Below are 19,987 nucleotides of genomic sequence, written 5' to 3'. Positions count from 1 at the left end.
CCTGAAGTGCGTGACTACCGCGACACCGCCAGACCCGCAGCCACCCCGCCGAACAGATCGCCTTCCACCTGCGGGATCGCTGGAAACGCCGTGCGCAGCGCCTGCCGCAAGGGTCGCAGCGCTGACGAGCCCCCGGTCGGGTAGATCGCGTCCACCCCATCATCGTCCAGGCCCGCCAGTTGCAGGCAGTCGCGGGCGCAAGCCACCACCTGGTCCAGTGGCTGCGCCAGGGACTGAGCCAATCCGGGCGGCGTGACCGCAGCGCTGAGCCCGGCCTCCACCCAATCCAGCGGCATGGGCGCCTCGGCATCGGCCAGAGACGCAGCGATCTTCGCCTGCTCCACCGTGTTGGCCAGGCGGTGGCCCAGCCGCTCGTTCAGCACCCGCATCAGCCGGGCATGCAGAGCAGCGTCGGCATAGTCGGTGCGCAGGTTCTGCGCGTCGCGCAGCGCGCGCGGCGAATACAGCCACTGGATCAGGTGCCAGGTCGAGAGGTCAAAAAACACGCGGCTGGGCACCTCGCGCCCCGACGGGCCGATGTGGCGAAAGCCCAGCAGCGGCATGAGCAGGTCCAGGCTCAGGCGCCGGTCAAAGTCCGTGCCGCCGATGTGCACGCCGGTCGTGGCCAGTACGTCGCTGCTGCGATCGGCCCGAGCCATGCGCTCGGGGCCCAGGCGCACCACGGTGAAGTCCGAGGTGCCGCCGCCAATGTCCACCACCAGCACCAGCGACTCGCGGTCGATCCGCTGCTCGTAGTCCAGCGCGGCGGCGATGGGCTCGAACTGAAAACTCACGTTCTCGAACCCTGCCGACAGCGCGGCCTGGCGCAACGCGTCCTCGGCCTGCTGATCGCGCGCGGCGTCGCCATCCACAAAATGCACCGGCCGCCCCATCACCACCCGCGCGGGCAGGCCCCCCAGCGCGTCACGGGCCTTCTGCGCCAGCATCCGCAAGAAGAGCCCGATGATGTCCTGGTAGCTGACCATTTGGTTGTGTACCGCCGTCTTGTCCTGCAGCAGCGCGCTGCCCAGCAGGCTCTTGAGCGAGCGCATCAGCCGCCCTTCGGTGCCCGCCAGGTACTGCGCCACCGCATCGCGCCCAAAGTGAGTGCGTTGGTCTTCAGCGTTGAAGAACAGCGCCGTGGGCAGCGTAGGCGCATCCCCCTCCAGCGCCACCATTCGCGACAGGCTCGCCCCTTGCCGTACCGCCATCGCGGAATTGGAAGTGCCAAAGTCGATACCAAGCGTGACGTCCTGCAAAAGGGGCATGGGAGAAGTGGGGAGAGAGACAACAAGAAATGCAGCGCGCGGTGGCTGGCGGCAGGCACGGAGGACACGCACAGCAGGGCTGCAGGGTGCAACACAGGCTTTGCGGGCGTGACCCGCGTTGGCAGCACGCAATTGAAAAAGCCCTTGATTTTTGCAAATCAAGGGCTTTTGTTTGGTGGCCTGGGGCGGAATCGAACCACCGACACAAGGATTTTCAATCCTCTGCTCTACCGACTGAGCTACCGGGCCTGAGCCTCAAATTATAGCCAGAAAAAACAGCGTTTCTGGCAAAAGACACAAATTAATTGATCAGCCGCGCTTGCCGCGTCCCAGGTCCACGCCCAGCTGGCGCAGTTTGCGGTACAGGTGGGTGCGCTCCAGGCCCGTCTTTTCGGCCACGCGCGTCATGGAGCCGCCTTCACGGGCCAGGTGGAATTCGAAGTAGGCCTTCTCGAAACCGTCGCGCGCTTCGCGCAGGGGGCGGTCCAGGTCGAAGCCCTGGTGGGCGTGCGGGCCAGGGTCCACTCCGGCCATCACCGCCGAAACGGCGGGCAGCTGCGAAAAGGTCGGGTCAGCCGGGGCGGCTGCGGGCGCAGCGACCGCGGCCACGGGAGCGGCTTGGTGGGCGGCATTGCGGGCCAGTCCCTGCTCCACGGCCTTGAGCAGCTTTTGCAGGGTGATGGGCTTTTCGAGGAACGAGAAGGCGCCGATGCGCGTGGCCTCCACCGCCGTGTCGATGGTGGCGTGGCCACTCATCATGATGACCGGCATGGTGAGCACGCCGGCAGTGGCCCATTCCTTGAGCAGCGAGACGCCGTCGGTGTCGGGCATCCAGATGTCCAGCAGCACCAGGTCATAGCTGTTGCCTGCCCGGGCGGCTCGGGCCTGGGTCGCATTTTCTGCGAGGTCTACGCTGTGACCTTCGTCGTTCAGTATTTCCGACAGCAGATCACGAATGCCGAGCTCATCGTCGACCACCAGAATGTTTGCCATGTGTGTTGAAGCGCCTTGGGGAGGTACTGCGGGGCGGTGTTGTTATGACGCCACCGCTGGTTCAGGGGCGAATGATAACGACACTTGGGCGCCGCGCACCACGTCGTTTTCGGTGCGGTTGGACAGTTCGATGCGCGCTCCGTGCTCATCTGCGATCTTTTTGACCACGGCCAAACCGAGGCCAGTGCCACGCGGCTTGGTGGTGACATAGGGTTCGAACGCGCGCTGCAGGATGTGCGACGGAAAGCCCCCGCCGCTGTCCGACACAGTGAGCCGTACGCGCCGTGACGATTCGCTCCAGCGGGTGCTGATGCGCACCGGCGGCACGGGCTCAGAGGCCCCAGCGCGGGCCTGTTCGGTGGAGTCCTGGGCGTTCTGCAGCAGGTTGTGCACGACCTGGCGCAGTTGCTGCGCATCGCCCGCAATCAAGGGGCAGCGCGGGTCCAGCTCAGCCTCTACAGGCACGGTGGCGTTTTCTGCACCATATAAATGAAGCACGTCGGCGACCAGTGCGTTCAGGTCCAACGCATGCAGTTCGGCGGCAGGCAAGCGTGCGTAATCGCGGAACTCGTTGACCAGCCGTTTCATGGCATCGACCTGGTCCACGATGGTCTTGACGGACTTGGCGAGGATGGCCTGTTCAGCGTCCGGCAGCTTGCCCGACAGCTTCATTTCAAGCCGCTCAGCCGACAGCTGGATGGGGGTCAGCGGGTTCTTGATTTCGTGCGCCAGCCGGCGCGCCACCTCGCCCCAGGCCTGCGCACGCTGGGCCGAAACGATCTCCGAAATGTCGTCAAAAACCAACAGTCGGGTGGCATCGGGCAGCTCGGCGCCCCGTGCGACCAGGCTGGTGGCGTGTTGCCCGGCGCCGCCGGAGGAGGCATGCAACTCGAATGGCTGCTGCCAATGGTCCAGGCCGTGCCGTTCGTGGTCCCCCAGAAACGCGTCGAAATGGCCCTGGACCGACGCGGCAAACTCCGCCAAGCCCGGCACTTCAGACAGTGGCCTCCCTTCATAAGCGGCCATGGGGGCGCGCAGGATGCGGGTAGCACCCGGGTTGGAGGAGCGGATCAACCCTTGCGCGTCCAGCACGATGACGCCCGCCGTGAGGTTGTCCAGAATGGTCTGCAGGTTGGCGCGGGAGGCATCGACCTCGCCCATGCTCTGCTCCACCGCCTGGCGTGCATCCGCCAGTTGCTGGGTCATGAGCGCGAACGAGCGTGTGAGCCCCCCCAGCTCGTCCTTGCTTTGCAAAGCGGCCTTGGGACTCAGGTTGCCCGCCGCCACCTCGCGCACCCCTTCGGCCAGCACCAGCAGGGGCCGCGCCAGCTGGTTGCCCAGCAGCACCGCCAGCAGCACCGCACCAAACACGGCCAGAAACAGGCTCAACGTCAGCGTGCCCACATACATGCGCCGCAACCCGCCCCGGGCCAGCGCACGCTCCTGGTATTCGCGATTGGCTTCCTGCACGGCAATGGCATTGGCCACCAGCGCGGGCGGCAGGGGCAAGGTGGCCTGCAGGTAGCGCGGCTCCATCAACAGGCCCACGCTGGGGCTGCTGACCAGGGCCAGCACCTTGACCCGTGCGTTCTGCGCTGCGGCCGGGTCGGCAATGTCGTCCAGCCCTTCGATCTGCGCGGTGGCGCGCTGCTGGCGCGCCGTGCGCAGCAAGGCCGCGCCGGGCCGCTCGGGGTTCAGGCTGAACCGCGACTGCCCTGCGCTGGCGACCGCCTGGCCGGACGCGTTCCAGAGCACCACGTCGGTCGCGCCCAACTGGTCGCGAATGCGCTCCAACACCAGGCCCGCAGCGGCATCGGGCACCTGGGCCACCTGGGCACTGGCGTTGCGGGTTTTGGCGGCCATGTCCGTGGCCAGCGAGTCCAGAGACACACGGGCCAGATTGACGCCCGCGGACAGCGCCCCCTCCACCTTTACGTCGAACCAGCTTTCGATGGAGCGCGTGACGAACTGGTAAGACACTACATAGATCAGCAGCCCCGGCATGAGCCCCACCAGCGCAAAGATGGCTGCCAGCTTGACCAGCAGGCGGCTGCCAAAGCGCCCCTTGCGCAGGCGCAGGCCCAGGCGCACCGCCACCCAGCCCAGCACCAGCAGCAGCAGCAATGCCACAAACACGTTGACGCCAAACAGCCAGGCGTAGTTGCGCTCGTACAGCACGCGGTTGTTGGTGGCCAGCGTCAGCAAGAACAGCAGCACCAGACCGATGGCCGACATGATGGCCGCCCCGACGCCCACGGCCCAGCGCACTGCGCGGGACTGGCGGGCGGTGGCGTGGGTGGATGCCGAAACGCCGGTGGTCGGGGGGGAAGTGCTCACTTGGCAGGCTCTGCGCCCAGGCGCTGGCTGCGGGAGACCAGCAGGTTCCAGCCCGACCGGCCCACCGCGCCAATCTGGAAGGGACGGGGCAACTGTGAGATGTCGAGGCGGAAGCGGAAGTTCACCGTATGCACGGCATCAGACTCGATCACATCGCGTTCAGCAATCTTCCAGCGTGAAAACCGCTGAATCGACGACAGGGCGTCGGCGTAATTGTCAAAGTTCTGACCCAGCACCACCCCCAGCCCGCTGTTGGTGAAAGGCGTCGAAGAAATGTTCAGGCGCCATCGGCGGGTGAGTGGCTGGTAGCTCAGGCGGAAATACCGGGTGGTTTCGGCCACCTGCCGGTCCGACCAGTACCAGCGGTCGCGCAGCACCTGGGCATCGGCCACGAAGAACATGGGAATGCCTTTTTGCAAGGCGTCTTCGGCCAGCTCGGGCAGTTCAAATTGCAGGTTGGCACTCAGGTACAAGCCATCTTCCCCGCGCTCCAGGCGCAGGTCGCCCACCTCGGAGGAAGCGGCCTGCGCCGCCTCAGCCTGCGGCACTCCGCAGAGCACCGTCCCCCAAAACAGTACAAACCACGCGCACAGCCACCACCAGCGCACGCCCCGTGGCTCATTGCGCCGATTTTTGCAACAGTGCGTAAAAAAAGCCGTCGTGGTCACCGGTCAGATTGTCCGGGACAGCCCCGCCCTTGTCCGCGTTGCCGGGAATTAAATGACCCGGCGACGGCAGCAATTGCGCATCGGTGTTGTGTGCAAGAAACGTTTGCACCTGGGCATCGCCCTCTGCCCGGAAGACGGAACAGGTGCAATACAGCAGGCGTCCGCCGGGCCGCAACAGCGGCCACAGGGCCTTGAGCAGAGCCGCCTGCAGGGTCGCCAGCTGCGCGATGTCGGACTCACGGCGCAGCCAGCGCACATCCGGGTGGCGCCGCACGATGCCGGATGCTGTGCACGGTGCGTCGAGCAGGATGGCGTCGAACAGCACCCCGCCGCACTCTGACTGCCACCAGTCTTGCGGACGTGCCGCATCGGCCACCAGGACCTGGGCCGTCAGCCCGAGGCGCTCCAGGGTGTCGCCAATACGGGCGCTGCGCGTGGCATCGATCTCCAGCGCCGTGACCTGCAGGGGAGACTGCGGCCCCGCCATCTCCAGCAGGTGCGCTGTCTTGCCGCCAGGGGCGGCACAGGCGTCGAGCACGCGCAAGGGCTGACTCAGATCCAGCCCTTGCAGCAGCAAAGGAGCCGCCTGCTGGGCGGCGGCGTCCTGCACGGACACCCAGCCCTCCGCAAAGTGTGGCAGCGACTGAACGGGCACCGCCTGACGCAGCGCGACGCCATGCTGGCCCACCGCAATCGCTCCTAAACCAATAGCATCCAAGGCATGTAAATACTGCGCTACCGTGCATTTTTGTTCGTTGACCCGCAACACCATGGGTGCGTGGGCATTGTTGGCCTGCAGGATCTGCTCCCAGTGCTGGGGGTGGTCCCTGCGCAGGCGCTGCACCCACCAGGCCGGATGGTTCCAGCGCGCCACGGGGTCGTTGTCGGTGGCCGCCACAAGGGCGTCGCGCTCGCGCAGAAAGCGGCGCAGGCAGCCGTTGATGAACGAGGCCTGCGCGCGCGTGGCCGGGTGGTGCTTGGCCGCCTCCACCGCCTGGTTCACCAGGGTGAACGGTTCGTAGGGCGAGGCCTGTGGGTCCCAGCACAGCGCCAGCGCGCTGCACAGCAGGGCATCGGCGGCGGGTGCGGGCGCGCGGGCGGCCAGCTGTCGGCGCAGGGCCTCGGCCCGCCCGGCCTGGCGCAAGACCTGGAACAACAAGGCCTGCACGCCGGGGCGCAGCGCAGCATCCACCGCCGCCAGCGCTGTTGTGCCCGACTGCCCGCCACGGATCGCCTGCAAGGCACCTGCCACTGCCGTGAGCAACCGCCACAGGGGCACGGGGGCGCCTCCCGCAGAAGACGCTGGACCCGGCCTGTGTGCCTCAGAACCCGCCTGCGAAGATGGCCCGGAGGCTGGGCGCGCCGGACGCGGCGCATTGCCAGCAGCGCGGCGGGGGCGGTGGTGGGGAGGTGGAGTCATCGTGATCCTGACAACGGGTTACAGCGCACGGGCCGCCTTGAAGCCAAACACCCTGGCCAGCAGGCTGGCCGGAAACTGGGCGATGGCGGCGTTGTACTGCACCACGGCCTCGTTGAATACGCGAATCGCCTGTTCGTTTTGCACCGCATGTTCCTCCCAACGGACCTGCCAAACGGACAGGCCCACGGGAATAGCTCCTGGAGCCCCCGTACCAGCATCGACAGCCGAGGTCAGCGCTGTGGGTTGGACGGGGTCGGCCAGCAATTTCTGCAAGGCCGTGGCCCAGGTCGCGCGCAGCACCTCACGGGCAGCCGCCAACGCCGCCACCGCATCGCCCTGCAACGGGCGGGCGCGCGCTACAGCCAGCGAGGCACTGAATTGCGTCACGGCGCCCTGCAGCGCAGCCAGCTCTTGCGCCCCGGCATCGGCCAGCAAGCTACCGCGCTGTACTGTCTGCGCCGCCCCGAACTCGCCGAGCAAGGCCACCAGCCGCACCATGTGCGCGTCAAAACTGCCGAACGACTGCACGACAGCCGAGCGCAGGCGCATCAGACGGTTGTAGGCCCCCAGGGCCCAGAACAGAAAGACGGCAAAAGCAATCCAGAAAAGGGGCGACGACCACAGCATGCGCAGTTGCCGGAGCAGGTGCGGCTGCACCCGTCCCGGCCCGAAAAACAGAAGATTGAAACAAACGACGGACGGTGAAAAGACGCACGTCCATCAAAAACGCCCCCGGCCTGCCTGGGACAGGACGGGGGCGCTGTGGCGACCGCAGCAGGGCCTGGGGAAGGCCTTGCTGTTTGCTATCAGTCTGCCGCTGCGTCGGTGGCAGTGACGCTGCCACTGCCCACATCCGAGGCGTCCGACTGGGCTGCCATTTCGGCGGCTTCGGCTTCGGCGATGGCACGGCGCTCGGCGTCGTCCATGGCGTCCTTGGCCTTGCGTGCCTGGTGGTAAGCCAGACCCGTACCGGCAGGGATCAGACGGCCCACGATCACGTTTTCCTTCAGGCCGCGCAGTTCGTCCTTCTTGCCCATGATCGCGGCTTCGGTCAGCACGCGGGTCGTTTCCTGGAAGGAAGCAGCCGAGATGAACGAGTCGGTAGACAGCGATGCCTTCGTGATACCCAGCAGCAGGTTGCTGTAGGTCGCGGGGATCTTGCCCTCGGCCTGCAGTGCCTCGTTGGTATTGAGGATCTCGGAACGCTCGACCTGTTCGCCGGCAATGTAGTTCGACTCGCCGACGTTCTCGACCACGACGCGGCGCAGCATCTGGCGAACGATCACCTCGATGTGCTTGTCGTTGATCTTCACGCCCTGCAAGCGGTACACGTCCTGCACTTCATCGACGATGTAGCGCGAGAGTTCTTCGATACCCAGCAAACGCAGGATGTCTTGTGGGTCGGCCGGACCGTCCACAATCGATTCGCCCTTGTTGACCACCTGGCCTTCGTGCACCAGGATGTTCTTTTCCTTGGGCACGAGCTCTTCCCACACCTTGCCATCAGGGTCGGTGATCTGCAGGCGGACCTTGCCCTTGGTTTCCTTACCGAACGACACGGTACCGGTCATTTCGGCCAGCGTGCCCTTGTCCTTGGGCGTGCGGGCTTCGAACAGCTCGGCCACGCGGGGCAGACCGCCGGTGATGTCGCGGGTCTTCTGGCCTTCGACCGGAATACGCGCCAGCACTTCGCCGGGGCCCACGTCCTGACCGTCACGCACCTGGATCAGAGCGCCGACCTGGAAGCCAATGGTCACCGAGTGGTCGGTGCCAGGGATCTTCACTTCGTTGCCCTGGGCGTCGATCAGCTTCACCTGAGGACGCACCACCTTGGCGGCACCACGGCGCTTCGGATCGATCACCACCAGCGTGGACAGACCGGTCACTTCGTCGACCTGCTTGGCCACCGTCAGGCCTTCTTCGACGTTCTCGAACTTGGTCTGACCGGCGAACTCGGTGATGATGGGGCGCGTCAGCGGATCCCAGTTGGCCAGGATCGTGCCGGCCTTGATCTGCTGGTCGGCCTTCACCGTCAGCGTCGCACCGTAAGGCACCTTGTGGCGCTCGCGCTCGCGGCCATGCTCGTCCTGGATGATGATTTCACCCGAACGCGCAATCACCACCAGCTCGCCCTTGGTGTTGCTCACGTAGCGCATCGTGGCGTTGAAGCCGATCACGCCGTTGGACTTGGCTTCCACGCTCGACGCGATGGCAGCACGCGAAGCGGCACCACCGATGTGGAACGTACGCATGGTCAGCTGCGTGCCGGGCTCGCCGATGGACTGGGCGGCGATCACACCCACGGCTTCGCCGAGGTTGATCAGGCCACCGCGGCCCAGGTCGCGGCCGTAGCACTTGGCGCACAGGCCGTAGCGGGTTTCGCAGGTCAGGGCCGTGCGCACCTTCACTTCGTCCACGCCAGCAGCTTCCAGCTCTTCGATCAGGTCTTCGTCCAGCATCACGCCAGCTTCGACCAGCACCGAGCGGTTCTCGGGGTGCAGCACGTCTTCGGCCGCCGTACGGCCCAAGATACGTTCACGCAGCGATTCGATCACTTCACCGCCTTCGACGATGGCGCGCATCAGCGAACCATTGGCTGTGCCGCAATCCTCTTCGGTCACGACCAGATCCTGCGTCACGTCCACCAGACGGCGGGTGAGGTAACCGGAGTTGGCGGTCTTCAGCGCCGTGTCGGCCAGACCCTTACGGGCACCGTGGGTGGAGATGAAGTACTCCAGCACGTTCAGACCTTCGCGGAAGTTCGCGGTGATAGGCGTCTCGATGATCGAGCCGTCTGGCTTGGCCATCAGACCCCGCATACCGGCCACCTGACGGATCTGGGCGGCAGAGCCGCGGGCACCGGAGTCGGCCATCATGTAGATGGAGTTGAAGGACTCCTGGTCCACTTCCTTGCCGTGGCGGTCGGTGACCTTCTGCTTGGACAGCTGGGCCATCATCACCTTGGACACTTCGTCGCCGGCCTTGCCCCAGATGTCCACCACCTTGTTGTAGCGCTCGCCAGCCGTGACCAGACCGGACACGTACTGCTGCTCGATCTCCTTCACTTCCTTCTCGGAGCGCTCGATGATGCCGGCCTTTTGAGGCGGCACCAGCATGTCGTCGATGGCGATGGAGATACCGGCGCGCGTGGCCAGACGGAAGCCGTTTTGCAGCAGCTTGTCGGCAAACACCACGGTTTCCTTCAGACCGCACTTGCGGAAGGACACGTTGATCAGGCGCGAGATTTCCTTCTTCTTGAGCGCCTTGTTCATGTTGGAGAACGGCAGGCCCTTGGGCAGGATCTCGGACAGCAGTGCGCGGCCCACGGTGGTTTCCACCAGCGAGGTCGAGGGCACGAATTCGCCCGTGGCCTTGTCCTTTGTCCACTCGGTCATGCGCACCGTGATCTTGGCAGCCAGTTCGACCTGGCCGGCGTCCAGCGCACGCTGTACTTCACCGGTGTCCGCGAACACCAGGCCTTCGCCCTTGCCGTTGATACGGTCACGGGTGGCGTAGTACAGGCCCAGCACCACGTCCTGCGAAGGCACGATGGAGGGTTCGCCCGAAGCAGGGAACAGCACGTTGTTGGAGGCCAGCATCAGCGTGCGGGCTTCCATCTGCGCTTCCACCGACAGCGGGACGTGCACAGCCATCTGGTCACCGTCGAAGTCGGCGTTGAAGGCCGCGCAAACGAGGGGGTGCAGCTGGATGGCCTTGCCTTCGATCAGGATGGGCTCAAAGGCCTGGATGCCCAAACGGTGCAGCGTAGGCGCACGGTTCAGCATCACGGGATGTTCCTTGATGACCTCTTCCAGGATGTCCCACACCACCGGCGTGCCGGATTCGACTTCCTTCTTGGCGGCCTTGATCGTCGTCGCGATGCCCATGGCTTCCAGGCGCGAGAAGATGAAGGGCTTGAACAGCTCCAGGGCCATCAGCTTGGGCAGGCCGCACTGGTGCAGCTTGAGCGTAGGGCCCACGGTGATCACGGAACGACCCGAGTAGTCCACGCGCTTGCCCAGCAGGTTCTGGCGGAAACGGCCGGACTTGCCCTTGATCATGTCGGCCAGCGACTTCAGGGCGCGCTTGTTGGCGCCCGTCATGGCCTTGCCACGGCGGCCGTTGTCCAGCAGCGAGTCCACGGCTTCCTGCAGCATCCGCTTTTCGTTGCGGGCGATGATTTCAGGGGCCTTCAGCTCCAGCAGGCGGCGCAGACGCGAGTTGCGGTTGATGACGCGGCGGTACAGGTCGTTCAGGTCGGAGGTCGCGAAGCGGCCGCCGTCCAGCGGCACCAGCGGACGCAGGTCCGGTGGCAGCACGGGCAGCACGTCCAGCACCATCCATTCGGGCTTGATGCCCGACTTCTTGAATGCTTCCAGGACCTTCAGGCGCTTGGCGTTCTTCTTGACCTTGACTTCGGAGCCGGTCAGGTCGCCGCGCAGGCGTTCGATCGACAGGTCGATGTCGATGGATTCGAGCAGGTCCTTGATGCCTTCGGCGCCCATCTTGGCGATGAACTCGTCGCCGTATTCCTTGCGCTTGGCGTCGTAGTCGTCCTCGGACATGATGCTGAACTTCTTCAGCGGGGTCATGCCGGGGTCGGTCACCACGTAGGCTTCGAAGTACAGCACGCGTTCGATGTCGCGCAGCGTCATGTCCAGCACCAGGCCCAGGCGCGATGGCAGCGACTTCAGGAACCAGATGTGGGCGCAGGGCGCGGCCAGGTCGATGTGGCCCATGCGCTCGCGGCGCACCTTGGTCTGCGTGACTTCAACGCCGCACTTCTCGCAGATCACACCGCGGTGCTTGAGGCGCTTGTACTTGCCGCACAGGCACTCGTAGTCCTTGATGGGACCAAAGATCTTGGCGCAGAACAGGCCGTCGCGCTCGGGCTTGAACGTACGGTAGTTGATGGTCTCGGGCTTCTTCACTTCGCCGAAAGACCACGAACGGATCTTCTCGGGCGAAGCCATGCCGATGCGGATGGCATCGAAGTGCTCATCCGGCGTGAATTGCTTGAACAGGTCGAGTAGCGATTTCATAGTGACTCTTTCCTTTTCCGCTTAGGAGCGTTCCAGCTCGATGTCCAGGCCCAGCGAACGGATTTCCTTGACCAGCACGTTGAACGATTCCGGCATGCCGGCCTCAATGGCGTGTTCGCCCTTGACGATGGATTCGTACACCTTGGTACGGCCCACCACGTCGTCGGACTTCACGGTCAGCATTTCCTGCAGCACGTAGGCGGCGCCGTAAGCTTCCAGCGCCCACACTTCCATTTCCCCGAAACGCTGGCCACCGAACTGGGCCTTACCGCCCAGAGGTTGCTGCGTCACGAGCGAGTACGGACCGGTCGAGCGGGCGTGCATCTTGTCGTCCACCAAGTGGTGCAGCTTCAGGTAATGCATGTAGCCGATGGTGGTCGGGCGCTCGAAGCGCTCGCCCGTACGGCCGTCATACAGATACGCCTGGGTGCGCGACTCGGTCAGGCCCTTGCGCTCCTTGATGTCGTCCGGGTAGGCGATCTTGAGCATGTCCTTGATTTCTTCTTCCGAAGCACCGTCGAACACGGGAGTGGCATAAGGCACGCCATTGGTCAGGTTCTCGGCCATGGCCATCAGCTCGTCGTCGCTGAGCTGCGACAGATCTTCCTTGCGGCCTCGGGAGTTGTAGACCTCCTCCAGGAACTTGCGCAGTTCGGCGGCCTTGGCCTGCTCCTGGAGCATGTTGCCAATGCGCTGACCGATGCCCTTGCCGGCCCAGCCCAGGTGAACTTCCAGCACCTGACCGATGTTCATCCGCGAGGGCACGCCCAGCGGGTTCAGAACGATGTCGGCTGGCGTACCGTCGGCCATGTAAGGCATGTCTTCGACCGGGACGATCTTGGATACCACACCCTTGTTACCGTGGCGGCCGGCCATCTTGTCACCGGGCTGCAGGCGGCGCTTGACGGCCAGGTACACCTTGACCATCTTGAGCACGCCCGCTGGCAGCTCGTCGCCTTGGGTGAGCTTCTTGCGCTTTTCTTCAAAAGCCAGGTCGAAGCTGTGGCGGGTTTGCTCCAGCGCGTTCTTGATGGATTCGAGCTGTGTGGCCACTTCGTCTTCCGCTGGGCGGATGTCGAACCAGTGGAACTTCTCGACAGAGGCCAAGTAAGCCTTGTCGATCTTCGTGCCCTTGGCCAGCTTTTGCGGGCCACCGTTGGCCACGCGGCCGGTCAGCAGTTTTTCGATACGGTCGAACGCGTCGGCCTCCACGATGCGCAGCTGGTCGTTCAGGTCCAGGCGGAAGCGCTTGAGTTCGTCGTCAATGATCTGCTGGGCGCGCTTGTCGCGCTGGATGCCTTCACGGGTGAAGACCTGCACGTCGATCACGGTGCCCGACGAGCCTTGGTCCACACGCAGCGAGGTGTCCTTCACGTCCGAAGCCTTCTCGCCGAAGATGGCGCGCAGCAGCTTCTCTTCAGGCGTGAGCGTGGTTTCACCCTTGGGCGTGACCTTGCCGACCAGCGTATCGCCGGGCTGCACTTCGGCCCCCACGTAGATGATGCCGGACTCGTCCAGACGGTTCAGTTGCTGCTCGGACAGGTTCGGAATGTCGCGCGTGATTTCTTCAGCGCCCAGCTTCGTGTCACGGGCCATGACCACGAGTTCCTCGATGTGGATCGAGGTGTAGCGGTCTTCCGCCACCACGCGCTCACTGATCAAGATCGAGTCTTCGAAGTTGTAGCCGTTCCAAGGCATGAACGCGATCAGCATGTTCTGGCCGATGGCGATTTCGCCGAAGTCCGTCGATGCGCCGTCGGCGATCACGTCCCCCTTGACCAGCATGTCGCCCTTTTTGACGATGGGACGCTGGTGGATGTTCGTGTTCTGGTTGGAACGCTGGTACTTGATCAGGTTGTAGATGTCCACACCGACTTCACCGGCCACGGCTTCGTCGTCATTCACGCGCACCACGATACGGGTGGCATCCACGTAGTCCACCACACCGCCGCGGGTAGCAGTCACCACGGTGCCCGAGTCCACTGCAGCCACGCGCTCGATGCCCGTGCCCACCAGCGGCTTTTCAGGACGCAGCACAGGCACTGCCTGGCGCGACATGTTGGCGCCCATCAACGCGCGGTTCGCGTCGTCGTGCTCCAGGAAGGGCACCAGCGAGGCAGCCACCGACACGATCTGCGCGGGCGACACGTCCATGTACTGCACACGGTCTGCACCGCACAGGATGGACTCACCCTTTTCACGGGCGGAGACCAGTTCGCCCGTCAGGCGGCCGTCCTTGTCGAGCTGCGCATTGGCCTGCGCGATCACGTACTTGCCTTCTTCGATCGCCGACAGATAGTCGATGTCGTTGGTCACCTTGCCATCCACCACGCGACGGTACGGGGTTTCGATGAAACCGTACTCGTTCAGGCGGGCATACAGAGCCAGCGAGTTGATCAGACCAATGTTGGGGCCTTCCGGCGTTTCGATAGGGCAGACGCGACCGTAGTGGGTCACGTGCACGTCACGCACTTCGAAACCTGCGCGTTCGCGGGTCAGACCACCTGGGCCCAGAGCGGACACACGGCGCTTGTGCGTGATTTCGGCCAGCGGGTTGGTCTGGTCCATGAACTGCGACAGCTGCGAAGCCCCGAAGAATTCCTTCAGGGCGGCCGAGATCGGCTTGCTGTTGATCAGGTCGTGGGGCATCAGTGGCTCTTGCTCGGCCTGGCCCAGACGCTCCTTCACGGCCTTTTCGATACGTGCCAGGCCTGTGCGGTACTGGTTTTCAGCCAGTTCGCCCACGCAACGCACGCGGCGGTTGCCCAGGTGATCGATGTCATCGACTTCGCCATTGCCGTTACGCAGATCCACCAGAATCTTGACCACGGCCAGGATGTCTTCGTTGGACAGCACCATGGGGCCGGTGGATTCGTCGCGGCCGATCTTGGCGTTGAACTTCATGCGGCCCACGCGCGACAGGTCGTACGTGTCGGGGTTGTAGAACAGGCGCTGGAACAGGGCCTGCACGGCGTCTTCGGTCGGTGGCTCGCCAGGGCGCATCATGCGGTAGATGGCCACGCGGGCAGCGAACTCATCCACGGTTTCATCGATGCGCAGGGTCTGCGAGATGTAAGCGCCTTGGTCCAGTTCGTTCGTGTAGATGACCTGCAGGTCTTGCACACCAGCAGAACGCAGCTTCTTGAGCAGCGCTTCGGTCAACTCTTCGTTGGCCTTGGCAATGATTTCACCGGTGTCGGCGTCCACAATGTTGCGGGCGACCACACGGCCGATCAGGAAGTCTTCAGGCACGCTGATGTGCGTGGTGCCAGACTGTTCCAGTTCGCGGGTGTGACGGGCGGTGACACGCTTGTCCTTAGCTACCACCACCTTGCCGGACTTGTCGGTGATGTCGAAGCGCGCGACTTCGCCACGCAGACGCTCGGGCACAAACTCCATCTGCGCGCCGCTGTCCATCAGGCGGAAGTTGTCGTTGACGAAGAAGTTCGCCAAGATGGACTCGGGGTTCAGGCCAATGGCCTTGAGCAGGATCGTGACCGGCATCTTGCGACGACGGTCCACGCGGAAGTACAGGATGTCCTTGGGGTCGAACTCGAAGTCGAGCCAGGAACCACGGTAGGGAATGATGCGTGCCGAGAACAGCAGCTTGCCCGAGCTGTGGGTCTTGCCCTTGTCATGCTCGAAGAACACGCCCGGCGAGCGGTGCAGCTGGGACACGATCACACGCTCGGTACCGTTGATGATGAACGAGCCCTTGTCGGTCATCAAAGGCACCTCGCCCATGTAGACCTCTTGCTCCTTCACTTCCTTGACCACCTTGGACTGCGACGTCGAAGACTCGCGGTCATAGATGATCAGCTGCACCTTGGCGCGCACGGCCGAGGCGAAGGTCAGACCACGGGTCTGGCATTCGCGCACGTCAAAAGCCGGCTTGGCCAGGTTGTATTCAATGAACTTCATCTCCACAAAACCGTTGTGGGAGACGATCGGGAAGGCAGCGTCGAATGCAGCCTGAAGGCCTTCGATGGTTCTTTTCTGGGGCGCTGTATCTGCCTGCAGGAAAGCGGTGTATGCGTCCTTCTGCATCTGCAGCAGATAAGGAACTTCGAGCACGCTATCGCGGGTGCCGAAACTTTTGCGAATTCGCTTGCGTTCGGTGTAGGAATAGGCCATGAGATCTCCGGGCAAAGACATGAGTCCTGGGTCTTCGACGACTGACCCACAAGGCGAGTGGTCCTTGTGGGCTTGGCGGTTGGCCACTACCAACCATGGCGGACGGTGATGCGTTGCACATCACCCGAACCAAGGCGTCTTCTGCTGTCGGGATTGTCAGAAGACACTCGAAAGCCGCGTTGAGAACGGGGCTTGCGGGTGCGCTCTGAAAGCACCAAAGGCTGGAGGCCCTTTGAGGAGCACTCCAGCCCTTGAGCAAGACCGAATTACTTGAGTTCGGCCTTGGCGCCGGCTTCCACCAGCTTCTTGACGGCTGCTTCGGCGTCGGCCTTGGCAATGCCTTCCTTGACGTTCTTGGGAGCGCCGTCCACCAGGTCCTTGGCTTCCTTGAGGCCCAGACCGGTGATTTCGCGCACTGCCTTGATGACGGACACCTTGTTGGCGCCAGCATCGGTCAGCACCACGTTGAATTCCGTCTTTTCTTCAGCAGCAGCTGCGCCGCCGCCGCCGCCAGCGGCAGCAGGAGCAGCCATGGCTGCAGCGCTCACGCCAAACTTCTCTTCAATGGCCTTCACCAGGTCATTGAGTTCCAGGACCGTCATGCTGTCCAGCGCGGTCAAAAATGCGTCTTTATCGAATGCCATTTTGATTTCCTAACAATTGTGTTGGTTGACTGCCCAGCTATCAAGCTGCTGCAGGTTCGGCGGCCGGTGCGGCTGCGCCTTCGCCTTTTTTCGCCGCCAGCGCGCCCAGCACAACGGCCGTACGCGACATGGGGGACATAAGCAAGCCACAAATCTGAGCCAGCAAAACTTCCTTGGAAGGAATGTTGGCCAGTTGCTTCACGCCATTGACGTCCAGGGCCTTACCACCGAAAGCGCCACCGCGAATCACCAACTTGTCGTTGGTCTTCGCAAAGTCGGACACCACTTTCGCGGCGGCCACAGCGTCTTCGGAGAAGCCATAGATCAGGGGACCCGTCATCTGGTCGGCCACCACGTCAAACTGGCTGCCTGCCACAGCACGGCGGGCCAGGGTGTTCTTCAGAACACTCAGGCTCACACCCTTGCTGCGAGCATCGACGCGCAGTTTGGTCATGTCGGCGACCGTGATGCCACGGTATTCCGCAATCACAAGCGTTTGAGCTTTAGCGGCGAGGCTGGTCACTTCACTGATGACCGCTTCTTTCTCACTGCGATTAAGACTCAAGGTCTACTCCTTAAATTGCGCATTCGGATTTGCACCCTTTTGCGCGCTCTTGTTGCAGCGACCAACTGTTTCGGAACGGATTCCATCTGCAGCGGGATCGCCATCTGCGTTGGCCCCAAGGAGGGATTAAGTGCGGCTAACCACACACCAACGGTCTTGGATGGCCTGCAGGCAGTTGTTACACCACCCACAGCCCACCACATCAGGCCCTTTGAAAGACCTGAAGATTTCTTATCGCAATTACGCTGCGATGGATTGCGTATCCACGCGGACGCCAACGCCCATCGTGGAGGACACAGCGACCTTACGCAGGTACAGACCCTTGCTCGAAGCTGGCTTGGCCTTGTTCAGTGCGTCGATCAGTGCAGCCAAGTTGCCTTGCAGTTTTTCGTTGTCGAACGAACGGCGACCGATGGTACTGTGCACGATACCGGCCTTGTCCACACGGAACTGCACTTGACCAGCCTTGGCGTTCTTCACGGCCGTAGCGACGTCAGGAGTCACGGTGCCCACCTTGGGGTTAGGCATCAGGCCACGGGGGCCCAGGATCTGGCCCAGGGTACCCACGACGCGCATAGCGTCAGGAGCAGCGATCACCACGTCGAAAGGCATGTCGCCAGCCTTGACCATGGCGGCCAGGTCGTCCATGCCCACAACGTCAGCACCTGCGGCCTTGGCTTCTTCAGCCTTGGCGCCTTGTGCAAACACGGCCACGCGGGTCGTCTTGCCAGTGCCGTTGGGCAGCACCACAGCGCCACGCACCACTTGGTCCGACTTCTTGGCATCAATGCCCAGCTGCACCGCCACGTCGATGGATTCATCGAACTTGGCCGTTGCGGCTTCTTTCACCAGCGCCACTGCGTCTGCAAAAGCGTACAGCTTGGTGCTGTCAACCTTGCCCTGCAGGGCCTTTTGCTTTTTCGTCAACTTGGCCATTTACAAACCCTCCACCGTCACGCCCATCGAGCGTGCGGAACCAGCCAGCGTACGGACAGCAGCGTCAACGTTCGCGGCGTTCATGTCCTTCATCTTGGTCTTGGCGATTTCTTCGAGCTGTTCGCGCGTGATCTTGCCGACCTTGGTCTTCAGGGCATTGGAAGAACCCTTTTCGAGCTTGATGGCCTTCTTGATCAGAGTCGTCGCAGGCGGCGTCTTGATGATGAAGGTAAAGCTCTTGTCTGCAAACGCCGTGATGACCACGGGCAATGGCAGGCCTGGCTCCACACCTTGGGTCTGCGCATTGAATGCCTTGCAGAACTCCATGATGTTGAGGCCACGCTGACCCAGTGCTGGGCCGATAGGTGGGGATGGATTGGCCTTACCAGCTGGAACTTGCAGCTTGATAAAACCGACGATTTTTTTCGCCATGTTTTACTCCTGACGGGTCATAACGCTTGTGTTGCACCGAGCAACCACCAGCTCCCCGGGGTTAACGACTCACTGTGACGATGTCCGCACCGAGCCGAAAAGTGCGGCATCCAAAAATTTTGTCCAGATCACCGAGGTCGAACGCCTCAATGATCACGGGACTTATGTCTTTTCGACCTGTCCGAATTCCAGCTCCACAGGGGTAGAGCGGCCAAAGATCATCACGGAAACGCGCACACGGCTCTTTTCGTAATTGACTTCTTCCACGGAACCATTGAAGTCTGTGAAAGGGCCTTCCTTGACGCGCACCAACTCGCCCACCATGAACTCGATCTTGTGGCGCGGCTTGTCGGTGCCTTCCTGCATCTGGCTGACGATCTTTTGCACTTCGTCTTCCGAGATGGGCGCCGGACGGTTCTTGGCCCCACCCACAAAACCCGTCACCTTGTTGGTGTGCTTCACCAAGTGCCAAGTGTCGTCATCCATCACCATCTCAACGAACACATAGCCAGGGAACAAGCGACGCTCCGTCGTCTTGCGCTGGCCGTTTTTCATTTCGACGACTTCTTCGGTCGGCACCAGAATGCGGCCGAATTTGTCTTGCATGCCAGAGCGGCCGATCCGCTCCTGAATATTGCGCTCCACCGCCTTTTCCATGCCCGAATAGGCATGAACGATGTACCAGCGCAAGTCGGGATTGGCCGAGGCAGAAGCGCCTGCAGGAGCCTGTGCTCCCGTGATTTCCGCAGCGGTCGTCATGACTTTCTCCAACCCAAAATCAAGTCGTACAAGACCCATTCCAGCGTCTTGTCCGTGAACCACAGGAAAAGCGCCATGATCACCACAAAGGCGAACACATAGGCCGTCATCTGCAAGGTTTCCTTGCGGGTGGGCCAGACCACCTTTTTCACTTCGCGCCATGCATCCTTGGCAAACGCGACAAACTGACGCCCGGATTCCGACAGCAGAAACACTGCCGCCGCCGCAACCAGTCCGACGATCAGCGCAGCCCACTGCACGACAGCACCCTGCTTGCCCAACAAATAAAAGCCCGCAACAGATGCAATGACCAAAGCCACCACCGCTGCGAGCTTGGCCTTGTCTGCGCCTGTATTGACAGTTTCAACCTGTGAAGTGGCCATCTTTGAGTATTTCCTGCTTCCGATTCACGGCATCACTTAAGACACCGAAGCCCGCCAGGTTCTGGCGGGCTTGTTGGGGGCCACATTCAAGTGGCAGGGGCAGTAGGAATCGAACCTACAACCTTCGGTTTTGGAGACCGACGCTCTGCCAATTGAGCTATACCCCTGTATACCTTGCTTGATTAAGCAATGATCTTGGCCACGACGCCAGCGCCCACGGTGCGGCCGCCTTCGCGGATAGCGAAGCGCAGACCTTCTTCCATGGCGATGGGGTTGATCAGCTTCACAGTGATCGACACGTTGTCACCAGGCATGACCATTTCCTTGTCGGCTGGCAGCTCGATGGCGCCCGTCACGTCGGTCGTGCGGAAGTAGAACTGGGGACGGTAGTTGTTGAAGAAAGGAG

General features: G+C 62.8%; 15 protein-coding genes and 2 tRNA genes. All 17 read right to left on the bottom strand.

Translation table 11 applies throughout. The features are described from left to right. Nucleotides 1-14 precede the first annotated feature (14 nt). Nucleotides 15-1,268 (bottom strand): Hsp70 family protein, encoded by a 1,254-nt coding sequence (locus ACODSM_RS04510; protein ID WP_488804454.1) that lies wholly within the window; start codon nucleotides 1,266-1,268, stop codon nucleotides 15-17. A gap of 173 nt (nucleotides 1,269-1,441) precedes the next feature. Continuing rightward, nucleotides 1,442-1,517, bottom strand: a tRNA-Phe gene (locus ACODSM_RS04505). Nucleotides 1,518-1,577: 60 nt separating this feature from the next. Then, on the bottom strand, nucleotides 1,578-2,261 hold the full coding sequence (locus ACODSM_RS04500) for a response regulator (protein WP_015012241.1): 684 nt from the start codon (nucleotides 2,259-2,261) through the stop codon (nucleotides 1,578-1,580). Between the two features lie 42 nt (nucleotides 2,262-2,303). After that, nucleotides 2,304-4,598, bottom strand: coding sequence for a sensor histidine kinase (locus ACODSM_RS04495; RefSeq protein ID WP_488804453.1), 2,295 nt, complete (start codon nucleotides 4,596-4,598; stop codon nucleotides 2,304-2,306). After that, complete coding sequence (locus tag ACODSM_RS04490; RefSeq protein WP_488804452.1) at nucleotides 4,595-5,206, bottom strand: DUF4390 domain-containing protein; 612 nt, start codon at nucleotides 5,204-5,206, stop codon at nucleotides 4,595-4,597. The genes ACODSM_RS04495 and ACODSM_RS04490 overlap by 4 nt, the downstream gene beginning before the upstream one ends. A 10-nt stretch (nucleotides 5,207-5,216) precedes the next feature. Further along, entirely contained in the window at nucleotides 5,217-6,545 is a 1,329-nt protein-coding gene (rsmB, locus tag ACODSM_RS04485) for a 16S rRNA (cytosine(967)-C(5))-methyltransferase RsmB (RefSeq protein WP_488804451.1), read from the bottom strand. Between the two features lie 159 nt (nucleotides 6,546-6,704). Continuing rightward, nucleotides 6,705-7,313, bottom strand: a complete 609-nt coding sequence (locus ACODSM_RS04480) for a LemA family protein (protein ID WP_488804450.1) — start codon at nucleotides 7,311-7,313, stop codon at nucleotides 6,705-6,707. A 179-nt stretch (nucleotides 7,314-7,492) separates the two neighbouring features. Continuing rightward, a complete protein-coding gene (rpoC, locus tag ACODSM_RS04475) occupies nucleotides 7,493-11,728 on the bottom strand; it encodes a DNA-directed RNA polymerase subunit beta' (protein WP_488804449.1) in 4,236 nt (1,411 codons plus the stop codon). 21 nt (nucleotides 11,729-11,749) lie between these two features. Next, nucleotides 11,750-15,862, bottom strand: a complete 4,113-nt coding sequence (rpoB, locus tag ACODSM_RS04470) for a DNA-directed RNA polymerase subunit beta (RefSeq protein ID WP_060986603.1) — start codon at nucleotides 15,860-15,862, stop codon at nucleotides 11,750-11,752. 266 nt (nucleotides 15,863-16,128) lie between these two features. Next, complete coding sequence (gene rplL / locus ACODSM_RS04465; protein WP_015012234.1) at nucleotides 16,129-16,506, bottom strand: 50S ribosomal protein L7/L12; 378 nt, start codon at nucleotides 16,504-16,506, stop codon at nucleotides 16,129-16,131. A 40-nt stretch (nucleotides 16,507-16,546) separates the two neighbouring features. Next, the gene (rplJ, locus tag ACODSM_RS04460; protein ID WP_060986604.1) at nucleotides 16,547-17,071 is read right to left on the bottom strand and encodes a 50S ribosomal protein L10; all 525 of its coding nucleotides are present in this window, start codon (nucleotides 17,069-17,071) and stop codon (nucleotides 16,547-16,549) included. Nucleotides 17,072-17,311: 240 nt separating this feature from the next. After that, nucleotides 17,312-18,007, bottom strand: coding sequence for a 50S ribosomal protein L1 (rplA, locus tag ACODSM_RS04455; protein WP_015012232.1), 696 nt, complete (start codon nucleotides 18,005-18,007; stop codon nucleotides 17,312-17,314). Continuing rightward, a complete protein-coding gene (gene rplK, locus ACODSM_RS04450; RefSeq protein ID WP_008907082.1) occupies nucleotides 18,008-18,439 on the bottom strand; it encodes a 50S ribosomal protein L11 in 432 nt (143 codons plus the stop codon). It abuts the gene before it with no gap. A gap of 162 nt (nucleotides 18,440-18,601) precedes the next feature. Continuing rightward, nucleotides 18,602-19,198: a transcription termination/antitermination protein NusG gene (gene nusG, locus ACODSM_RS04445; RefSeq protein ID WP_015012231.1), complete on the bottom strand. Its 597-nt coding sequence runs from the start codon at nucleotides 19,196-19,198 to the stop codon at nucleotides 18,602-18,604. Continuing rightward, entirely contained in the window at nucleotides 19,195-19,581 is a 387-nt protein-coding gene (secE, locus tag ACODSM_RS04440) for a preprotein translocase subunit SecE (protein ID WP_488804448.1), read from the bottom strand. Before secE ends, nusG begins: the two co-directional genes overlap by 4 nt. Nucleotides 19,582-19,672: 91 nt before the next feature. Further along, nucleotides 19,673-19,748, bottom strand: a tRNA-Trp gene (locus tag ACODSM_RS04435). A gap of 15 nt (nucleotides 19,749-19,763) precedes the next feature. Next, nucleotides 19,764-19,987 (bottom strand): EF-Tu C-terminal domain-related protein (locus ACODSM_RS04430; RefSeq protein WP_488804447.1); only part of this gene is annotated, 224 nt, incomplete at its 5' end.

This window comes from Acidovorax sp. FG42 (assembly GCF_057809195.1).
The sequence above is the reverse complement of the archived record's forward strand: the minus strand, read 5'-3'. Positions and strand labels throughout refer to the sequence as shown.

Coding starts and splice junctions, on each gene's coding strand:
- ACODSM_RS04480 (WP_488804450.1), bottom strand. CDS start 7,313: ATGCTGTGGTCGTCGCCCCTTTTCTGGATTGCTTTTGCCGTCTTTCTG.
- rplK (WP_008907082.1), bottom strand. CDS start 18,439: ATGGCGAAAAAAATCGTCGGTTTTATCAAGCTGCAAGTTCCAGCTGGT.
- ACODSM_RS04500 (WP_015012241.1), bottom strand. CDS start 2,261: ATGGCAAACATTCTGGTGGTCGACGATGAGCTCGGCATTCGTGATCTG.
- rplA (WP_015012232.1), bottom strand. CDS start 18,007: ATGGCCAAGTTGACGAAAAAGCAAAAGGCCCTGCAGGGCAAGGTTGAC.
- rpoC (WP_488804449.1), bottom strand. CDS start 11,728: ATGAAATCGCTACTCGACCTGTTCAAGCAATTCACGCCGGATGAGCAC.
- ACODSM_RS04510 (WP_488804454.1), bottom strand. CDS start 1,268: ATGCCCCTTTTGCAGGACGTCACGCTTGGTATCGACTTTGGCACTTCC.
- nusG (WP_015012231.1), bottom strand. CDS start 19,198: ATGACGACCGCTGCGGAAATCACGGGAGCACAGGCTCCTGCAGGCGCT.
- rplL (WP_015012234.1), bottom strand. CDS start 16,506: ATGGCATTCGATAAAGACGCATTTTTGACCGCGCTGGACAGCATGACG.
- rpoB (WP_060986603.1), bottom strand. CDS start 15,862: ATGGCCTATTCCTACACCGAACGCAAGCGAATTCGCAAAAGTTTCGGC.
- secE (WP_488804448.1), bottom strand. CDS start 19,581: ATGGCCACTTCACAGGTTGAAACTGTCAATACAGGCGCAGACAAGGCC.